This window comes from Undibacterium sp. Di27W, assembly GCF_049340345.1.
Lineage (GTDB): Bacteria > Pseudomonadota > Gammaproteobacteria > Burkholderiales > Burkholderiaceae_D > Undibacterium.
The window spans coordinates 83,141-100,226 of sequence record NZ_JBMPOS010000013.1; the positions used below are offsets into that span (position 1 = coordinate 83,141).

Here is a 17,086-nt window from a genome sequence, read left to right on the forward strand (position 1 = left end):
AGCACTTATCTTTACAAGATGTTTAAAAAATAATTAATTTGCATAAAGGCGGGATTTTTAAGCTGTTTAGGCGGGATAAAAATCATTGAGCTTAGCTCAGGCAGTGTTTGCACAAAAATGGCAAAGAGTTTACTACGTCGAAAAAAACGCACTAAGCGTGCATTCGACAGGCGTGATGCTGCGGCAGTTTTATCTATCGAAAAGAAAATCCTGTCATTGCCAGCTTGCAAACAAATGCAGTGTTGTCTTATGGGAAAGGATTTCAGGCCGGGAATGTTGAATGAGGAGCGCAAACAATAAACGACTGTAGCAAGCGTCAGCGGGAGTGCGGCAATAGCAAGAATATGAACCTGATCCAGCTCGCGCTTAAGATTGTAAAACAGGTATTTAGATTGACAGCGCCAGGTACTTAAGTAATTGACGCTGCGTGTAACATGGTTGGATTGATAATCGCGATTGCGTATCAAACACCCAGCAATTCAACTTCAAATATCAGTGTTGCATTGCCAGGAATAACGCCACCAGCACCGCGCGGGCCATAACCCAGGCTGGAAGGGATAGTCAGCAGGCGGGTGCCGCCGACTTTCATGCCTTGTACGCCTTCATCCCAGCCCTTGATCACATGACCAGCGCCCAATGGGAAAGAAAATGGCTGACCACGGTCTTTGCTGGAATCAAACTTCTTGCCTGCGCTACCGTCAGGATTTTGCAACCAGCCAGTGTAGTGCACATCGACGTGGTTGCCGGCTTGTGCTTCTGCGCCTTCGCCAACTACTTTATCTTCGTATTGCAGGCCGCTTACTGTTGTGATTGTGCTCATTATTTTTCCTTGGTTTTGCGTTTTATAACGCTGTTTATTCAATTCCGGCCTGTTGTTTGCGCGCTTGGGCTGGTAGATGCAGTCCAAAGCGACAATCGCCGGATATCCTATAATTTATTGCTTTTTAGTAATTTTCAGGCTATCAATAACAGAGTGAAAATCACCGTTCTTCCATGATTTTTTGCATTACATCGAAAAAAGCTGGCGCAATTGTAGAGCAAAAGAAAAGACTTGGGACAGTACACTTTACTTTCTTGCTCTAAGAGCAACACGACTTGACTTGATTTTGAACAAATTAAGTAAAAAAGCTGAAAAACAATTGAAGGAAAGCTCTTTCCTTATTGTCATGCGCTGTAAAATGCCAGTTCGATTTATTTTTTGCGGTCTTCTTTCATGCGTAGTCGTATTTTGTTGTCGTCTTTGGCGTTTTCTTTCATTTCCGGTTTTTCAGCGTATGCTGCCCAGGCCAATGTCGTTGTGGTATTGAACTCGCGCGATGCAACCGTGAGCCTGCTTGATCAGACCAGCTATAAAGAAATCAGTACCTTTCCTGTCGGCAAGGAGCCTCATCATTTGATGGCCACGCCCGACAATAAGTCCCTGATCGTCGCCAATGCGGTGGGTAACGAGCTGGTATTTCTTGATCCCAAGAGCGGCCAGATCCAGCGTCGCGTGAAAGACATTGCAGACCCTTATCAAATCGGCTTTTCACCAGACCAAAAATGGTTTGTCTCAAACTCACTGCGCCTGGATCGTGTTGATTTCTATAAATTTGATGGTCAGGAAATGAAGCTGGTACAACGTGTGCCACTGGCCAAGTTACCTAGTCACATGGCTTTTGATGCGGCCAGTACCACGGTGTTTATTACCCAGCAAGGTAGTGACCAGGTTTCTGCGATTGATCTGGCCACCCAAAAAGTCAAATGGACTATCCCTGTCGGCAAGCTGCCAGCAGGTATATCCATGACACCTGATGATAAATACTTGCTGGTTGGTATCATGGGCAGCAATTATGTGGAAGTCATAGACTGGCGCACCCAAAAAACCGTGAAAAAGATCAAGGCGGGCGAGGGTACGCATAATTTCCGAGCCCTGGGTGACAAGCGTCATACCTTTGTTTCTAATCGCACCTCCAATGAAATCAATATCCTGGATCAGCAAACCCTGGAAATGGTAGGCAGCATCGCTGTACCTGGAGGGCCTGATTGCATGGAAGTCAGTGAAGATGGCAAAACCCTGTGGGCTACGCTGCGCTGGATCAAAAAAGTGGCCGTCATTGATATTCCTTCCCGCAAAGTCATCAAAATGATACCGGTAGGCCGCTCCCCGCATGGTGTGTACTTTGCCAACCGTGCTGGCAATATGTAAATTGTTGCGACCTGTGCATATGGCCAGATGGGCCATGGTGGCCATGTTGACTGTGCCTGTCATTAGTGTGGCAACTACTGTGGCAACAACCGTGGCAGGCAGCTGCAAGGGGACAATCTACCTGACGTTTGATACTGGCAGCCAGTCGCAGGCAGAATTGATCGCCGCGACCTTGCGTCGCCATCAAATCAAGGCGACATTCTTTCTGGCGAATGAAAAAACCGTACAAGGCGATTATTCGCTGGACATGAGCTGGTCACCTTACTGGAAGAAGCTGGCTGAAGAAGGTCATGCTTTTGGCAGCCATACTTTTGACCATGTATATGTCGTCGGTGATTTGCCAGAGGGACGTATCGCCGTCAAGCCGCAGTTTGGTGCGCATGCGGGTCAGACCCTGCAATGGACAGCACAAGAGTATTGCCAGGAGTTGCGTCGTGTCGACCAGCGGTTTTTTGCCTTGACTGGCAAGAAGCTCGATCTTTACTGGCGCGCACCTGGTGGCAAGTTGACACCCAACTTGCTCAAAGCCGGGCAGGCTTGTGGCTACCAGCATATAGGCTGGTCACCTGCAGGTTTTTCTGGTGACGAATTATCCAGCGAAAAATTCAGCAATCCCGTATTACTCAGAAATTTACTCGACAAGCTCAGGGATGGCGATATTTTCATGGCGCATTTGGGTATATGGTCACGCAAACAAGCTTGGGCACCAGAAAACCTGGAGCCACTGCTGAGTGGACTTGAGCAAAAATCCTTTTGTTTTGCTACCCTACGCGAACATCCCGCTTACCAAAATTTAAAGCAGCAGAAAAAATAATGACTATTTCCGATCTGTTCACAAGTCTGCAAGCCTGGATTTTTGAAACGATAGTACAACCCGCCATGTTCAATCTGGGGCTGGGTGAATTTGTGGAAGACTCCTATGAAGGTGTCGAATGGTTCATGCTCGGTGTTTTGCAATTGATCGTGCTGTTTATCATTTTGCGTCCGCTGGAAGCCTGGATGCCAGTGCATGAGATCAAGAACCGCTATGCGCGCTGGAATGACTTCATCTATACCGCTTTGCACAGGTTAGGCGCATTTTCCATCCTGGTGTTTTTCGTGCTTGATCCTTTGCTCGACCAGTTGACGGCTATTTTGCATTTGCAAGGCGTGAACCCCTTCAACCTGGAAAATATCTGGCCAGGCATGCTGCAATATCCTGTCTTGCTATTCCTGGTGTATTTGTTTGTGCTGGACTTTTTTGATTACTGGTATCACCGTGCCGAACATCAGTTCAACTGGTGGTGGGCCCTGCATAGTCTGCACCATAGCCAGCGTGACATGAATTTGTGGAGCGATAACCGTAATCACTTGCTGGATGATTTCATACGCGATATTTATATGGGCCTGATCGCCATTGTCATCGGTGTAGAGCCGGGGCAATACGTCATGCTGGTGATGGCATCACAAATGCTGCAAAGCCTGCAGCATGCCAATGTGCGTATACATTTTGGGCGTATCGGTGAATACCTGCTGGTGTCGCCCCGCTACCATCGCACCCACCATGCCATAGGCATAGGCCATGAAACCCATGGCAAGGGCACTCTGGGTGGGCATAATTTTGCAGTACTGTTCCCGATCTGGGATGTGCTGTTTGGCACGGCATTGTTCAGCAAGGAATTTTCTCTGACTGGTATACGCGATCAATTGGCTGCTCCTGAAGGCAGCGCGCGCAACTATGGCGAAGGATTCTGGTCACAGCAATGGCTGGGTCTGAAGCGCATGTGTGGATTTGACAAGGAAAAACAAACATGAATATGGCATCTGTCATGCGCGCCTGGGGCAGGGCAGTAGCGGCGCAATTACACTATCGTATGTTGTTGCTGACTATATTGCCATTTATGGTCGCCCTCATATTATGGGGTGTGATCATGTACTTGGGTTTGCAGGAAGCAATGGATTTTATCCAGACCTGGCTGACTGAACATGATGGTTTTGCGCGGGTCCGTAGCGTACTCAGCATAGTAGGGCTGCTCGCCCTGAAGATGATTGTCGCACCCCTGGTCGCCATGTGGGTGATGTTGCCGCTGATGATATTCACCTCCTTGCTGTGTATAGCCCTGTTTGCCATGCCTGCGATCAACAAGCATGTGGGTGGACGTGATTATCCAGATCTTGAGCAAAAGAATGGCGGTACTTTGTTGGGCAGTATCTGGCATTCCCTGTCTTCATTTGCCATCTTCGCCATCGTGTGGGTACTGACTTTGCCCCTGAATCTGATCCCATTTGTCGGCCTGGTTTTGCAACCGCTTTTGTGGGGCTGGCTGACGTACAGGGTCATGGTGTACGATGCATTGGCCCTGCACGCAGATGCAGAAGAAAGAAACAGTCTGATACAAGAACATCGCTGGTCTTTGCTTGGTATGGGTATCATCGCTGGCTTGTTTGGTGCCGCACCTGGCTTGTTGTGGCTGGGTGGCGCTATGTCTACCCTGTTTTTACCGGTGTTAGCGGGGGCGGCGATCTGGGTTTATGTATTGGTTTTTGTATTCACCGGCCTGTGGTTCCAGCATTATTGTCTTGAATCCCTGCAGCGTCATCGCACTGCGCAGCCTGCTGTATAAAAAGGAGAAATCGTGGCAATTGGTCTGATTATCGTTGGTGATGAAATTTTATCTGGCAAGCGTGAAGACAAGCATATGTCCAGGGTCGTCGCCTTGCTGAAGGCGCGTGGTATGCAGCTTGACTGGGTGGAATACATAGGTGATAACCGTGAGCGTATCACCGCTACCCTGAAGCGCAGTTTTGCCAGTGGCGACGTGGTGTTTTGCACAGGCGGCATAGGGGCGACGCCAGATGATCATACACGCCAGTGTGCGGCAGCAGCTTTGGATTTGCCAATAGTCTTGCATCCTGAAGCCAAGCTACTGATACAGGAACGTATCATGGATATCGCCAAAGAAAAAGGCGAAGTGGCTGACCTGACGACACCCGATCATTTACACAGATTGAAGATGGGCGAGTTCCCGCTGGGGGCAGACATCATCCCCAATCCTTTTAACAAGATCGCTGGTTTTTCCATACAAAACCACTTTTTCGTTCCCGGCTTCCCGGTCATGGCCTGGCCCATGCTGGAGTGGGTGCTGGATACGCATTTTTCTCATTTGTTCCATCAGCATGCTCAGTTTGAACAATCGGTACTGGTGTACGAAATTGCCGAGTCCATGGTGACCCCTTTGATGGAGCAACTGGAAGCAGATTTTCCGCTTATCAAAGTCTTCAGCCTGCCTACAGTAGGCAGCGCAACTGAGCGCAGGCACATAGAGCTAGGCGTCAAGGGCGATGAGCAGCAAGTACCTGTCGCCTATGAAAAAATGCTGGAAGGCTTGCAGCAATTGAAGGCGGAATTCATTCCTACTCCTGCCAAGACTGCATGACAATGCAAAAAATAAAATTCACCCTCTTTAATCTACGTGATTTGCTGGTCGCTTTTGGCCCGGTTACGCTGATGGTGGTGATAGTCTGTGGCGTAGGTTACTGGCTGGTAGACCCGGCCCCGCCGCGCGTGATCGATATTTCCAGTGGCCAGGAAAACGGTTCCTATGAGCGTTTCGCCAAACGCTATGCGCAGGAGCTGCAAAAAAATCAGATCACCTTGCGCCAGCAATATTCGCAAGGGTCTGAGGAAAATCTGAGCCGTATCAGTGACCCTGAATCTGAAATTGAAGTCGGTTTCGTGCGCAGTGGTTCTACCGATGAAGCCCTGGCGCATGAGCGCGGCCTGATATCGCTGGGCAGTCTGTTCTATGAACCTATCTGGGTGTTTTATCGCAGCCCCAAGGAATTCACTACCATCAGCCAGTTCAAGGGCAAGACTGTCAATGTTGGCCCAGATGGCAACGGCGTCGCCAAACTGTTCAGCCAGATTTTAAGTGTCAACAGCATGTCAGAAGAAGATGTGAGCATACAAAAACTGGCAGATACTCCAGGTACAGTCGCCTTATTGGATGGCAAGGTCGATGTACTGATCTTCAGTTCAGCCAGTGATTCACCCTTGGTGCAAATGCTGTTGCAAACACCAGGCATACGCCTGTTTGATTTTGTCCAGGCAGAAGCTTATACAAGGCGCTTCCCTTTCCTGTCGCATGTCATCCTGCCGCGTGGCATTGTCGATATAGGCAAGGATATCCCTGCTCATGAGTATCATTTGATCGCACCAACAGCAACCCTGGTCGCGCATGAAAGCCTGCATCCGGCCCTAATGGGCCTGTTGCTGCAAGCCGCGCACAGGATACATAGTGGTGCCGACTGGTTCAGTCGCCAGGGTGAATTCCCATCTGACAAATATACAGAAATACCGGTAGCGCATGAGGCCGAGAAATTCTATAAAAACGGCCCGCCCATGTTGCAACGCTATTTGAGTTTCTGGCTCGCCAATTTCATAGAGCGCATGTGGGTAGTCATCGTCGCTCTTGGTGCCTTGTTCTTGCCATTGTCCAAGATCATCCCGCCCTTATATGTATGGCGGATACGCTCACGGATTTACCGCTGGTACGGACAATTGCGGCTGGTCGAGCAGGCGATAGAAGAAGTCGCGCTTGAAGACAGACATAGCATCGCAGAAAAACAATTGCGCCAGTTGGATGAGATAGAAGAAAAGGTCAACCGCATCACCATACCGCTGTCCTATGCGGAAGAACTATATGGTTTGCGTAGTCATATCGCTTTTGTGCGATCAAGGGTGCAAGCCATGCTAGCTGCATCCATGGAGCAGGCGGCGCAGTAATGGGACTGTACTTCCAATAAGGATTTTCAAGGCAAATTTATGCTTAAGCAAAAAACTACCAGTGGAAGCAAATTTGCCGTACCTCGCTTATATAGACTACTTTTAAAGAGCATGGCTGCAGTTTTGTGTCTGATATTTCTGATGCTGGTGTGTGGCCCCTGGCTATTGTATGCATACGGTTTGTCAAACATCGTCGGCAGGCCCGAGCCCGCAAAAATTGCAGTGCTCAGCCCTGAAAACAAAGCACTGATCTGGAAAGAAATGCAAGAGCATGGGGCTATACAAGTAGAGGTCTTAACGCCCTATGACATATATTCTCTGCTCCTGGATAAGCCCTATTCTGTTGGCTCAAACTTAGCCTGGTATGTCGCCAGAAACTATAATTACGATCACCTGCAAGACCGCCGCATGGTGAATTGGCACATCTCTGGCGAGGCACTTACTGTGTGGCTGACGCGGCACTGGAGTAGCGATGAATTGCTGGCCAAGGCACTGGAAATTCGTCAAAGCAGGGTGAAACCATAAATTCATCATGCGTTGGCAGTGCAAACTACGGGACTGCGTTTGCAGTCTGTGCATGACAATTGGCAGTTCATCGCATTTAATGAGGGCTGATGCCAGAATAATTTAGTATCGCAGCTACATTTAATTTCTTCACTGGAAAAAACATGCTGCGATACGCGATGTTATTGATCTTTCTTGTTCCCTGTCTGGCGATTGCAGCGGATGAAGAGCACTGGTTATTGCAAGTCGATAGATGGGGTAACCGTTCTTACCAGACCTTGAGCATTCATGTAGACGGCAGCAGTATCAGCGGCAAACTTGATGGTGACCAGCTTATTGGTACGCGCACCGCCAAAGGCATAGCGTTCACGGTAACGGACGCTGACAAGGCAAAGTATTCTTACACTGGCACCTTCAGCAAGAATGCCATGCAGGGCACAGCAGACTTTCCCGACACCAATAATCCGCAAGCGAGGGCCTCGCATACATTCAGCGCACGCAGGATACCTGATCGCCCCGCCGGAGCGGCCCGCCAATACGATTTTAAGCCCACCGATTATTCTAACGAATTCAGCCCGCATCGCTTGCCGGTATTGACTATCTGGCCCGGTGATACCGTGAAGACCAAGACCATAGATTCTGGTGGCGTCGATGAAAATGGTATCACCAAAGCCTTGTATGGCAATCCACAGACTGGCCCGTTTTTTGTCGCTACTGCCGAAGCAGGTGATACGCTGGTCATCCATCTTAAACGCTTGCGCCTGAATCGCGATTATGCCGACAGCCTCGACAGTATCGTCGACAGGGCAATGGGTACAGCACTGGCAGCCAAAGCCACACATCTTGGCAAGCCCATACGCTGGAAGCTGGATAGGGAACGTGGTCTGGCAAGCCCAGAAAAACCGACAGAAGGCTTGCGTAATTTGAGTTTGCCAGTGCGCCCTATGCTGGGTGGGCTGGCGGTTGCGCCTGGCAATGGTTCTCCACCTATATCCACAGGTGACACTGGGCGCTTTGGTGGCAATATGGATTTTAATGAAGTCGTTGAAGGTAACACGGTCTATCTGACTGTGCAGCAACCTGGTGCCTTGTTGTATCTGGGTGATGCCCATGCCTTGCAGGGGGATGGCGAGACTTCGCAGTATGCACTGGAGACATCCATGGATGTGGAATTTACCGTGGATGTTATTAAAGGGAAATCTGTCAATACACCAAGAGTAGAGTCACCAACCCAGATCATGGTATTGGGGCAGGCTGGTTCACTGGATGATGCTCTGCGGGTAGCAAGCAGCGGCATGGTGCAGTGGCTGCAACAGGATTATGGGCTCAGCCTGTCAGAGTGCGCCCAAATTTTGGGCAGCGCAATCCATTTCAGCATTCCCAATCTGGCGGGGCGCAGCGTAGGTGTGGCAGCAAAACTCGACAAGACTGTGCTGGCAAACCTGCGCCGTCAATGAGGGCAATGACCAGGGTGCTGGCTTGCCTCATTGACGATCTGCATGGCCGGAGCCTGATTACGACTGATGTGTGGCCAGCATGTCACGCAGGCCAGGGTCTGCAATAGCGAATACATCAAATATACCCAGAGCCTTCAAGGCGGGCAGGGCTTCGACGACGGCTGCTTTTGCATCAGCGCGTACATCTGCTGAACTGTCTGGCTGCAGATAGGTCTTTGCATTGACCACGAAGGCAGCGACCGTGCCTTTTCGGATGGTCAGACCGTCGATGGTGGTTGTATTGATGTTGTCTGGCAGTATGTCTTCGGCTTTCATGTTGTTTCCTTGTGGGTGAATGGAGACTGAAGTTTGCGCTTCATGAACGAAAGTCGCTTGCGATATAATGCCAACATGTATCGAACTGAGGCCAAGCCCTTACCCCTGATTAATCCTGAGCACGCCAATGCGGATGGCGGGGCGCTTGCCTACGCTGTCTCCAGCAAGGCCCATGCGAGGATGACGCCAGAACACAGCCATGCCCGCGGTCAGTTGCTGGCAGCAACGGCAGGCGTGCTGGTGCTCGAAGCAGAACAGCAGCATCTGCTTGTGCCTCAGGGTTATGCCATCTGGCTGCCACCGTTTATCCCTCATGCCTTGCGTACCAGCCATTTGTTCAATGGCTGGAGTGCCTATCTGGCACCTTCAGAAATGCTGCCTGCCAAAACCCAGGTGTTTCCAGTATCCGGTTTATTGCGTGAAGCGGTTTTACGCGCAGCCAGCTGGAGTGTCAGCGATCAGTTGAATACAGCTCAAGAGCGTGTGCTGGCCGTTATTGTCGATGAAGTAGCGAACTTGCCGCCTCAGGATTTTGTACTCGCCATGCCTACCGACCGCCGCCTCGTCAAAATCGCCAGTGCATTATTGGAAAATCCTGGAGATCCGCGCCCCATGCAAGAGTGGGCGACATGGGCTGGCATTGCGCCACGCAGCATGTCCCGCCATTTTGCTGACGAAACAGGCATGAGTTTTTCTGACTGGCGGCAACGTGCCAGACTCATGCGGGCGCTGGAATTGCTGGCAGCAGGGGTTGCAGTTACCAGCATCGCGCTGGAACTGGGTTACGATAGTCTGAGCGCCTTTATCGCCATGTTCAAGCGGCACTTTGGTGTGCCACCGAGCCAGTTTTCGGCAGGCGATCAATGAGTTCTCTTCCATTAACATCATAAGGCAAGATATGCTGATCAAACATGAATTTGAAGTCAGGGCGAGCGCCAAGTATCTGTTTGACCTGACCCAGGATTACACCCTCAGGCAAGAATGGGATACCTTGACTACCGAATCCTATCTGTTGAACGCAAAACAGGCCGCGGTAGGTGCGCAGGCACGCTGCATAGACGGCAATGGTCTGGCGATGGACATAGAATATGTGTCATACAAGCCAAATGAAGTGGCCGCCGTGAAAATGGTGAGCGGCCCCTATATTTTTGATCAATTCGCAGGTGGCTGGCATTTCAAGGCCTTGTCGGATGATCTGACCCGTGTGCGCTTTTCGTATAACATCACGGCGAAACCACGCTGGCTGTCGTGGCTGCTGACACCAATACTGTGCCTGAAATTCAAGCGCGAAACAGAAAAGCGCATCGTCGCCCTGACTGCCTACGCTGAACAGCAATTTGCTGCGCATCCTCAACTAAGTGAAGCGTAAGCGTATCTGCCATCAGCAGACTTCAATACTGCTGGCTCATGGAGTGTTCTTTGCTTTTGCGGGGCGATTTGCTCAAGCTGGGTTTTAGCTGGGCATCGGTAATCTTGAAGGTTTCTCTTTTATCTCCCATCAGGGCACGCAATTCCTTGATGCTGAGATCACTGATTTCATGCATGGTAATCATCAGTGATGGCCCTACAGGCAAGCGCAGGTGACGGATTTTGCTGATCACTGGCGGTGCCACATCCAGCATTTTAGCCAGTGCCGCATCATTCTTAAGATGCAGGCGTTTGATCAGGGTATCAAACAGGCGATTGGGGTCATACTTGATTTTATCCGACTGTAGATTGAGTAGGTTGATCATTATTCCTCCGTAAGTTTTCTTAATTCATGAAGCAAGCCCAGCCAGCTTAATGAGTTAAAAAATCCCTGTATGTACGATAACTCACATAGTGGAGGAATTGTAAGCCGCGCTGTTTTAGCCCTGGTCCTGCAAGGCCCCAGCCAGTAAGCGCAGAGCTTGCCTGAGGGCGTTGTCATCCAGCGCCAGCAAATTGTCCCCTACATACCACTCAAACATGCACTGTCCCGGCAAGGCTGTGTGTACCGTATTATTGAACAGCCATATCCCATGCTCTTGCGCGATACGATTGCGGATGGCGATGGCATTCTCCCTGTCGACAGGCAAGTACAGATGCAACATATTGCATTGTGGTGTGGCTGGATTAGCTTTGAACTGCGGATAGGCACGCAACTCTTCATATAACCACTGCGTGCGTGCAAAGCAGGCGGGCACGGCAGCCAGCCTGGCGTCAAACTGCATGGCTGCTGCCACTACATAGGGGCTGCGGCGGAACACGCTACCGCCTTGTCTGTGCATCCACACCCTTGCCTTGGCAATGAAGTCGGCGCTGCCCAGTAACATGGCACCACCCAGGCCGCCTATGCCTTTGTAGAAGGAGACATAGGCAGTATCAAAGCCTGCTGCCACCTCGGCCAGGCTGCGGCCATAACCAGCGGCAGCTTCCCACAGGCGTGCGCCATCCATATGCAGATGAATGTCTTGTTCGCGGCAATAGGCCTTGATGTCGTCCAGTTCTTCCCATGCAGGCAATTGCCCACCTATCTCACGCATAGGCAATTCATACTGGGCTGCAGCGATTTTTTCTGGCTGGGCCTGCAAATCTTTCTTTGTCCATGGGCGATGCGGATTGCCAATTTGCAGGGCCTGGAAATGCTGCAACAACTGATAATTACTGCGTTCATGTACAAGTATGTGGGAACTGGCATGCAGGGCCACCAGCGAGCTGCCCCTTTCTTCACAGGCCAGGCGCAGGGCCGTGACCTGGGTCAGGGTGCCAGTGATGCAAAACAAGCCTGCTTCCATGCCCAGCAAGGCAGCCACTTTTTTTTCAAAGTCTTGGACCAGTTCACCTTCGCCATAAGTGTCATGCTGTACTTGATGTTCCTGGCACCAACTGGCCATCTGCGTAAAGCTCTGTGCCGGTGTGATGGCCTTGTGGCCGGGCAGGTGGATAGGACAATTCAGGCGCAGTGCGCTTATTTCTGCATCAGTCAAGAGAATCTCCAGCGGTTTATAGGAAGATAAAGCACATTTTGTTTCAATCAAGCACCAGTATGCCATGCCAGTTTGCTGACTTGTACGCTAGAATTACGGAATATATTTACTTAACATCGGCGCAACGCATGTCATCACCTACAGCCAATACTGCCAGCTTCATTACACCCTATGAGGCCGGTAATCAAAACCAGACAACTACCTGGGAAGCCTGCATACAGTTTTATCAGGATCTTGCTGTGCAGTTTCCGGCTGTCTTGCAGTTTGGCCAGATCGGTGTTTCTGACAATGGCAAGCCCATCCATGCCGGTATCGTTACGGCGGATGGTGTGTTTGACCGCGCCCGTATCAAGCAAGAACAGCGCCCCATTTTTTTCAATAATAATGGCATACACCCCGGCGAACCTGAGGGCATAGATAGCTGCATGGCCCTGGTGCGCGACTTTTGCGTTGAGCCTGAGCGCCTGGCTGCATTGGGCAAGACAGTGTTCCTGTTTATCCCAGTGTATAACGTTGATGGTTGCCTGAACCGCCAAAATACTTCACGCGTGAATCAGGATGGGCCTGAGCAATTTGGCTTTCGCGGCAATGGCCTGCACCTTGATCTGAACCGTGACTTCATCAAATGCGATAGTGAAAACGCCCAGGTCTTCAACCGCTTTTTTAGCGAATGGAGCCCGGATGTCATGGTCGACACCCATACCTCGAATGGTGCGGACTACCACTACACCATGACCCTGATACAAACCCAGGCCGACAAGCTCGGTTATGGACTAGGTCCATTTTTGCGCAATACCATGTTGCCCGCCATCTATACAGAGATGCAGGAACGTGGCTGGCCAACTTGCCCCTATGTGAACCCGGTCAAGGACAGCCCTGACCATGGCATAGAAGATTTCCTGGAAACCCCGCGTTTCTCTACCGGTTATGCAGCTCTGCATCACACCATAGGTTTCATGCCCGAGACCCATATGCTGAAACCCTATGCCGACCGTTACGCCTCCATGCGCGCGCTGGTAGAAACGGTCTTGGCATTCACGGTGGCGAATGCAGCACAGATACAGGCTTTGCGTGCCCAGGCCCGCCTGGCTGCCAGCCAGCCCCAGCAAGTGGCCGTGCATTGGGTGGCGGATCATGAACAGGCTTCCAGCTTCTTGTTCAAGGGTTACCAGGCTGTCTACAGCCCCAGTGTGCTCGGCAATTACACCCGCCTGTCCTATGACCGTAGCCAGCCCTGGGAAAAACCGATTGCCTATTACGACCACTTTGTCGCTGACATCCAGGTCACGCAACCCAAGGCTTATCTGATCCCCCAAGCCTGGCGCGCCGTCATAGAGCGCCTGCAATGGAATGGCGTGCAAATGCACAGGCTGGAAGCCGATACCAGCATGCAGGCCGAGGTATATCGCATACAGTCTGTGCAATCACGCCCTCATGCCTATGAAGGTCATATGTTCCACGACGATGTGCAATTGCAGGCTTTTGGCGAAAAGGTTACGGCCCATGCTGGTGATTATCTGGTCTCACTCGACCAGCCGCAGGCTCGCTATATAGTCGAAACCCTGGAGCCACAGGCGCACGACAGCTACTTCCGCTGGGGCTTCTTTAATAGCGTATTGGAAAAGAAAGAAGCTTATTCAGACTATGTATTTGAGGACACCGCTACCGACATTTTGAATACCGAACCAGAAGTAAAACAGGCTTTCGAGCAATGGAAGCAGGCACACCCGGAGTTACTCAGCAATCAACAAGCTGTACTGAACTTCATTTTCAGCCTATGCGCCAGATTCAAAGAACCAGAATGGCGTCGCTACCCAGTGTTGCGAATAATGTATTAATTTTTTGAAAATTGTTACAGGTTTTTACAAAATCATAATAGAATCCCCCTCGGGATTCCCCCCCTGTTTTATTATCTGAGAAATTACTGAAAGGTCATACATTATGTCTAAATTGCTTGAGTATTTGAATACACTGGATAAAGATGCGGAAGCACGTGCGGCGCATGCCAAGGACCCAAGTGCAGCGATGCAAAGCTTTGGTTTGAATGAGCATGAGCAGAAAGCGTTGTTATCTCGCGATAAGACGGTTGTTGCTGGTTCCTTAGGGCTTGATACGGATGATTTACCAGCAATTGATACTCTAGAATCACCATATTAAAAATAAGATTTTCCGCGGCACTTGCAATGATATTTCGACAAATTAGTCTTGTACTTTTCTTCCTATGGCTGTTTGTCGGAAGCATTTCTTTAGCGGGTGCCGCTGACACGGAAAATGTAAGCATTGATGATTTGCTTATTCTTGTCGGTAAGGAGTTGCGCACATCCCCAGAAAAAGCCTCAGATGTGCTGCTTAAACTACAAAGTTTGCAATCATCCTTTTCTCCGGCACAAAAAAATAGCTTCTACATTTTAAGTGCTTCTGTCCTTGGTTTTAAAGGACGACACAAAGAGCGAGTGGAACTCGTCCTTTCTTATATCGATCATGTTTCAGATCCAGATTACCGTGTTCGTTTTTTATATCAATTGTCATCTGGATATACCCAGTTAGGTGAATACGAAAATGCATTAATGGCAATGAATCAGAGTATTTTATTATTGCCAAAACTGACTAATATTCACGCCAAGATGGATACCTTGCAATCTGCGGTAACTCTACTCAATTCTTTGCGAGCATATGATGAGGCCCTTGCTTACGTCGATAGATTTCTGGCGTTGGATAAGGCTGATGGTCAATCAAATGTGAAGTGCATAGGAACGGCAAGTCAAATTGAAATTAATTTTTTGCGTGGAGAGCGTCAACGGGCAAGGTCGTTGATGTCACAAGGCATACAAGACTGCGATCAGGTTGGTGGCAAAGTAATATCTCAGATATTACGAGCCTTGGCCGCTATTGATTTGATTGACTCGGGAAATTATTTGCAGGGAAAAGGTGCAGGGATCGCCTTATTGGCAGAATTCTCTGAAGTAAATAAAAGCTCCGATTATAAAACTCAGCTTGAAGAAGCCTTGGCACGTGCTTTTTTAAATACGGGTAATTTGGAACAGTCTGAGCGTTATGGACTTATCGCCTATGAGCATGCGAAGGCAGGTAACGCAGTCCAGTTAATGGAAAAAACTGCTGAAACCATGGCAAGTATTAAGCGTGCACAGGGGCAGTACTCAAGTTCTTTAGAGTTTTATGAAGCGGCCCTGGTCTTGAAGAATCGGGTTTTAGACGATCAACTGCATAAAAACCTGGCCTTTCAGCGTGTCAAGTTTGACACTCAGGATAAAGCCAATCAAATGAGCTTGCTTGAGCAAAAAAACAAAATCCTGGCAGTTGAGCGTGAACTGGAAAAAAAGAATAATCAAAATCTTTTGCTCTTGATTGCTTTGGCGATAATCATTCTCGTTGTTTTGAGTTTATGGCTGATCAAGACTTTGCAACAGAAAAACCAGTTCCGCCAATTTTCTCAGACAGATGGGCTCACCCAGGCAGCCAATCGCATGCACTTCATCAGCTTTGCTAATGAGGCATTCAAAATGCGCACGGGCAGCGTCAGCGTTATCCTGTTTGATATGGATTTATTCAAGAATATCAATGATACCCATGGCCATGCCACTGGTGACTGGGTGCTGAAAAGTGTCAGTGAAACCGTCAAAACGCATTTGCGTAAAGTCGACTTGTTTGGACGACTGGGCGGTGAAGAGTTTGGTATTTGCATGCCAGACTCCAGCCAGGCATCAGCCCTGCAATTGGCAGAGCGTTGCCGCATGGCGATTGCGATGATAGATACCGAACCTAGCGGCCGTATTTTTTCTTTATCAGCCAGTTTTGGTGTGGCAACCGTAGATGGCAATGGGCTACGCAGTTTTGATGAAACTTTGGAGGCCGCCGACAAAGCCTTGTACAGGTCCAAGGCCGAAGGCAGGAACTGTGTGAATGTCTACAGGCAAGCCTGATTCACCCTTTGCTTTTTCAATAGTTGTTGAAAATTTATTTCAATTCTCTTAATGTGTTGACGTAAAATCATCCTTGGTATCACCCCTAGTTTGCTAACCAAGGAGAAAGTATGTCCAAGCTATTAGATTATCTGAATGCGCTCGACACCAATGCTGTCCTTATTGATGCGCATAAAAACGATCCACTTAAAGCAGCCAGGGAATTTGGTTTATCCCCGGAGGAACAATCTGCTTTAGCACAGCAAGATAAGCAAAGAATTGCAGCATTTCTCGACATCCCTTTTCGTGATTTTGATGCGATTGATTCACTTGTGGGCCATTTTGATGCTGCAGTCAATCAAAAAACAGTTAGTGTTTCTGAGGTTGAACTTGTCGATTAGTTGAAATACTAAATTTCAACATATAGCTGATGAGCCAGGTTCAATCAGGTGACTTGGCTCATTTATTATGCCCTTGAAAGCTTTGGTTTAAAGCAAAGGACTCATATATTCAAGCTCACTGTCATATCATCATATTGTTGAAAATATATTTTCCCTTGTCTTAAAATTAAGCATAAAATCCTTAGCAGTATCTAACCTAGGTTTTGCTAATCAAGGAGAAAGTATGTCCAAGCTATTAGATTATCTGAATGCCCTCGACACCGATGCTGCTCTTATCCAGACACATAAAAATGATCCTGAGCAGGCAGCCCGTGATTTTGGCCTGTCTGTAGACGAACAAATGATTATGTTGCGTCAAGACAGGCGTGAAATCTCTGCTTTCCTTGATATTCCATTCAGGGATTTTGATGCGCTGGATTCTATCGTGACGCGATTTGATCACGAAGATAGTGGCGTGTCACTTGAAATGGAAGAGACTCTGGCTGAATAGATTTGCTTACTGTAACAAATACTTTTTCTATATTTCATGAATAGAGCCTGGCGGGATCTTTGTTCCAGGCTCTACTCAAGTTAAGTTTTTTTTCTTTA

Annotated in this window: 20 protein-coding genes; 15 read left to right on the forward strand and 5 right to left on the reverse strand. The window is 49.1% G+C overall.

Translation table 11 applies throughout. From position 1 onward, the window contains the following. Positions 1-11: 11 nt before the first annotated feature. Positions 12-467 carry a hypothetical protein gene (locus ACO0LF_RS23450; protein ID WP_423018411.1) on the reverse strand — a complete coding sequence of 152 codons (456 nt, stop codon included), beginning with the start codon at positions 465-467 and terminating at the stop codon, positions 12-14. Beyond that, the gene (locus ACO0LF_RS23455; RefSeq protein WP_423018413.1) at positions 464-820 is read right to left on the reverse strand and encodes an FKBP-type peptidyl-prolyl cis-trans isomerase; all 357 of its coding nucleotides are present in this window, start codon (positions 818-820) and stop codon (positions 464-466) included. Before ACO0LF_RS23455 ends, ACO0LF_RS23450 begins: the two co-directional genes overlap by 4 nt. Before the next feature lie 393 nt (positions 821-1,213). Between ACO0LF_RS23455 and ACO0LF_RS23460 the strand changes: the two genes are divergently transcribed. The 8 genes from ACO0LF_RS23460 to ACO0LF_RS23495 all read left to right on the forward strand — a co-directional run bounded on the left by ACO0LF_RS23460 (position 1,214) and on the right by ACO0LF_RS23495 (position 8,914). Then, positions 1,214-2,188 (forward strand): cytochrome D1 domain-containing protein, encoded by a 975-nt coding sequence (locus tag ACO0LF_RS23460; protein WP_423018415.1) that lies wholly within the window; start codon positions 1,214-1,216, stop codon positions 2,186-2,188. Between the two features lie 43 nt (positions 2,189-2,231). Next, a complete protein-coding gene (locus tag ACO0LF_RS23465; protein ID WP_423018670.1) occupies positions 2,232-3,002 on the forward strand; it encodes a polysaccharide deacetylase family protein in 771 nt (256 codons plus the stop codon). Beyond that, on the forward strand, positions 3,002-3,982 hold the full coding sequence (locus tag ACO0LF_RS23470) for a sterol desaturase family protein (RefSeq protein ID WP_423018417.1): 981 nt from the start codon (positions 3,002-3,004) through the stop codon (positions 3,980-3,982). Before ACO0LF_RS23465 ends, ACO0LF_RS23470 begins: the two co-directional genes overlap by 1 nt. Continuing rightward, entirely contained in the window at positions 3,979-4,791 is an 813-nt protein-coding gene (locus tag ACO0LF_RS23475) for an EI24 domain-containing protein (RefSeq protein ID WP_423018419.1), read from the forward strand. Before ACO0LF_RS23470 ends, ACO0LF_RS23475 begins: the two co-directional genes overlap by 4 nt. 12 nt (positions 4,792-4,803) lie before the next feature. Further along, a complete protein-coding gene (locus ACO0LF_RS23480; protein ID WP_423018421.1) occupies positions 4,804-5,604 on the forward strand; it encodes a competence/damage-inducible protein A in 801 nt (266 codons plus the stop codon). Between the two features lie 2 nt (positions 5,605-5,606). Beyond that, positions 5,607-6,953, forward strand: coding sequence for a TAXI family TRAP transporter solute-binding subunit (locus ACO0LF_RS23485; RefSeq protein ID WP_423018423.1), 1,347 nt, complete (start codon positions 5,607-5,609; stop codon positions 6,951-6,953). 111 nt (positions 6,954-7,064) lie between these two features. Then, on the forward strand, positions 7,065-7,478 hold the full coding sequence (locus ACO0LF_RS23490; RefSeq protein WP_423018425.1) for a hypothetical protein: 414 nt from the start codon (positions 7,065-7,067) through the stop codon (positions 7,476-7,478). 143 nt (positions 7,479-7,621) lie between these two features. Then, positions 7,622-8,914 (forward strand): acetamidase/formamidase family protein, encoded by a 1,293-nt coding sequence (locus ACO0LF_RS23495; protein WP_423018427.1) that lies wholly within the window; start codon positions 7,622-7,624, stop codon positions 8,912-8,914. A gap of 57 nt (positions 8,915-8,971) precedes the next feature. On the opposite strand, the gene ACO0LF_RS23500 is transcribed toward ACO0LF_RS23495, so the two are convergent. After that, on the reverse strand, positions 8,972-9,229 hold the full coding sequence (locus ACO0LF_RS23500) for a hypothetical protein (protein ID WP_423018429.1): 258 nt from the start codon (positions 9,227-9,229) through the stop codon (positions 8,972-8,974). 42 nt (positions 9,230-9,271) lie between these two features. Between ACO0LF_RS23500 and ACO0LF_RS23505 the strand changes: the two genes are divergently transcribed. Together ACO0LF_RS23505 and ACO0LF_RS23510 are read left to right on the forward strand one after the other, a co-directional pair. Further along, on the forward strand, positions 9,272-10,096 hold the full coding sequence (locus ACO0LF_RS23505; protein ID WP_423018431.1) for a helix-turn-helix domain-containing protein: 825 nt from the start codon (positions 9,272-9,274) through the stop codon (positions 10,094-10,096). A gap of 31 nt (positions 10,097-10,127) precedes the next feature. Next, on the forward strand, positions 10,128-10,598 hold the full coding sequence (locus ACO0LF_RS23510) for a type II toxin-antitoxin system RatA family toxin (RefSeq protein WP_423018433.1): 471 nt from the start codon (positions 10,128-10,130) through the stop codon (positions 10,596-10,598). A gap of 22 nt (positions 10,599-10,620) precedes the next feature. Here the strand turns inward: ACO0LF_RS23510 and ACO0LF_RS23515 are convergent, their stop codons facing one another. Continuing rightward, entirely contained in the window at positions 10,621-10,962 is a 342-nt protein-coding gene (locus ACO0LF_RS23515; RefSeq protein WP_423018435.1) for a hypothetical protein, read from the reverse strand. Positions 10,963-11,076: 114 nt separating this feature from the next. Continuing rightward, positions 11,077-12,177 carry a threonine aldolase family protein gene (locus ACO0LF_RS23520; protein WP_423018437.1) on the reverse strand — a complete coding sequence of 367 codons (1,101 nt, stop codon included), beginning with the start codon at positions 12,175-12,177 and terminating at the stop codon, positions 11,077-11,079. Between the two features lie 128 nt (positions 12,178-12,305). Between ACO0LF_RS23520 and ACO0LF_RS23525 the strand changes: the two genes are divergently transcribed. The 5 genes from ACO0LF_RS23525 to ACO0LF_RS23545 all read left to right on the forward strand — a co-directional run bounded on the left by ACO0LF_RS23525 (position 12,306) and on the right by ACO0LF_RS23545 (position 16,988). Beyond that, entirely contained in the window at positions 12,306-14,015 is a 1,710-nt protein-coding gene (locus ACO0LF_RS23525) for a M14 family zinc carboxypeptidase (RefSeq protein ID WP_423018439.1), read from the forward strand. A 103-nt stretch (positions 14,016-14,118) separates the two neighbouring features. Then, entirely contained in the window at positions 14,119-14,334 is a 216-nt protein-coding gene (locus tag ACO0LF_RS23530; protein WP_423018441.1) for a hypothetical protein, read from the forward strand. A gap of 26 nt (positions 14,335-14,360) precedes the next feature. Then, positions 14,361-16,118 (forward strand): GGDEF domain-containing protein, encoded by a 1,758-nt coding sequence (locus tag ACO0LF_RS23535; protein WP_423018443.1) that lies wholly within the window; start codon positions 14,361-14,363, stop codon positions 16,116-16,118. 110 nt (positions 16,119-16,228) lie between these two features. After that, entirely contained in the window at positions 16,229-16,498 is a 270-nt protein-coding gene (locus tag ACO0LF_RS23540; RefSeq protein ID WP_423018445.1) for a hypothetical protein, read from the forward strand. A gap of 223 nt (positions 16,499-16,721) precedes the next feature. Beyond that, positions 16,722-16,988 carry a hypothetical protein gene (locus tag ACO0LF_RS23545; RefSeq protein WP_423018447.1) on the forward strand — a complete coding sequence of 89 codons (267 nt, stop codon included), beginning with the start codon at positions 16,722-16,724 and terminating at the stop codon, positions 16,986-16,988. Positions 16,989-17,086 lie beyond the last annotated feature (98 nt).

Bases quoted from the DNA above. Each gene is read 5' to 3' on its own strand.
- ACO0LF_RS23455 (WP_423018413.1), bottom strand. From the start codon at position 820: ATGAGCACAATCACAACAGTAAGCGGCCTGCAATACGAAGATAAAGTA.
- ACO0LF_RS23460 (WP_423018415.1), top strand. From the start codon at position 1,214: ATGCGTAGTCGTATTTTGTTGTCGTCTTTGGCGTTTTCTTTCATTTCC.
- ACO0LF_RS23465 (WP_423018670.1), top strand. From the start codon at position 2,232: ATGTTGACTGTGCCTGTCATTAGTGTGGCAACTACTGTGGCAACAACC.
- ACO0LF_RS23470 (WP_423018417.1), top strand. From the start codon at position 3,002: ATGACTATTTCCGATCTGTTCACAAGTCTGCAAGCCTGGATTTTTGAA.
- ACO0LF_RS23475 (WP_423018419.1), top strand. From the start codon at position 3,979: ATGAATATGGCATCTGTCATGCGCGCCTGGGGCAGGGCAGTAGCGGCG.
- ACO0LF_RS23485 (WP_423018423.1), top strand. From the start codon at position 5,607: ATGCAAAAAATAAAATTCACCCTCTTTAATCTACGTGATTTGCTGGTC.
- ACO0LF_RS23490 (WP_423018425.1), top strand. From the start codon at position 7,065: ATGGCTGCAGTTTTGTGTCTGATATTTCTGATGCTGGTGTGTGGCCCC.
- ACO0LF_RS23495 (WP_423018427.1), top strand. From the start codon at position 7,622: ATGCTGCGATACGCGATGTTATTGATCTTTCTTGTTCCCTGTCTGGCG.
- ACO0LF_RS23500 (WP_423018429.1), bottom strand. From the start codon at position 9,229: ATGAAAGCCGAAGACATACTGCCAGACAACATCAATACAACCACCATC.
- ACO0LF_RS23505 (WP_423018431.1), top strand. From the start codon at position 9,272: ATGAACGAAAGTCGCTTGCGATATAATGCCAACATGTATCGAACTGAG.
- ACO0LF_RS23510 (WP_423018433.1), top strand. From the start codon at position 10,128: ATGCTGATCAAACATGAATTTGAAGTCAGGGCGAGCGCCAAGTATCTG.
- ACO0LF_RS23515 (WP_423018435.1), bottom strand. From the start codon at position 10,962: ATGATCAACCTACTCAATCTACAGTCGGATAAAATCAAGTATGACCCC.
- ACO0LF_RS23525 (WP_423018439.1), top strand. From the start codon at position 12,306: ATGTCATCACCTACAGCCAATACTGCCAGCTTCATTACACCCTATGAG.
- ACO0LF_RS23530 (WP_423018441.1), top strand. From the start codon at position 14,119: ATGTCTAAATTGCTTGAGTATTTGAATACACTGGATAAAGATGCGGAA.
- ACO0LF_RS23535 (WP_423018443.1), top strand. From the start codon at position 14,361: ATGATATTTCGACAAATTAGTCTTGTACTTTTCTTCCTATGGCTGTTT.
- ACO0LF_RS23540 (WP_423018445.1), top strand. From the start codon at position 16,229: ATGTCCAAGCTATTAGATTATCTGAATGCGCTCGACACCAATGCTGTC.
- ACO0LF_RS23545 (WP_423018447.1), top strand. From the start codon at position 16,722: ATGTCCAAGCTATTAGATTATCTGAATGCCCTCGACACCGATGCTGCT.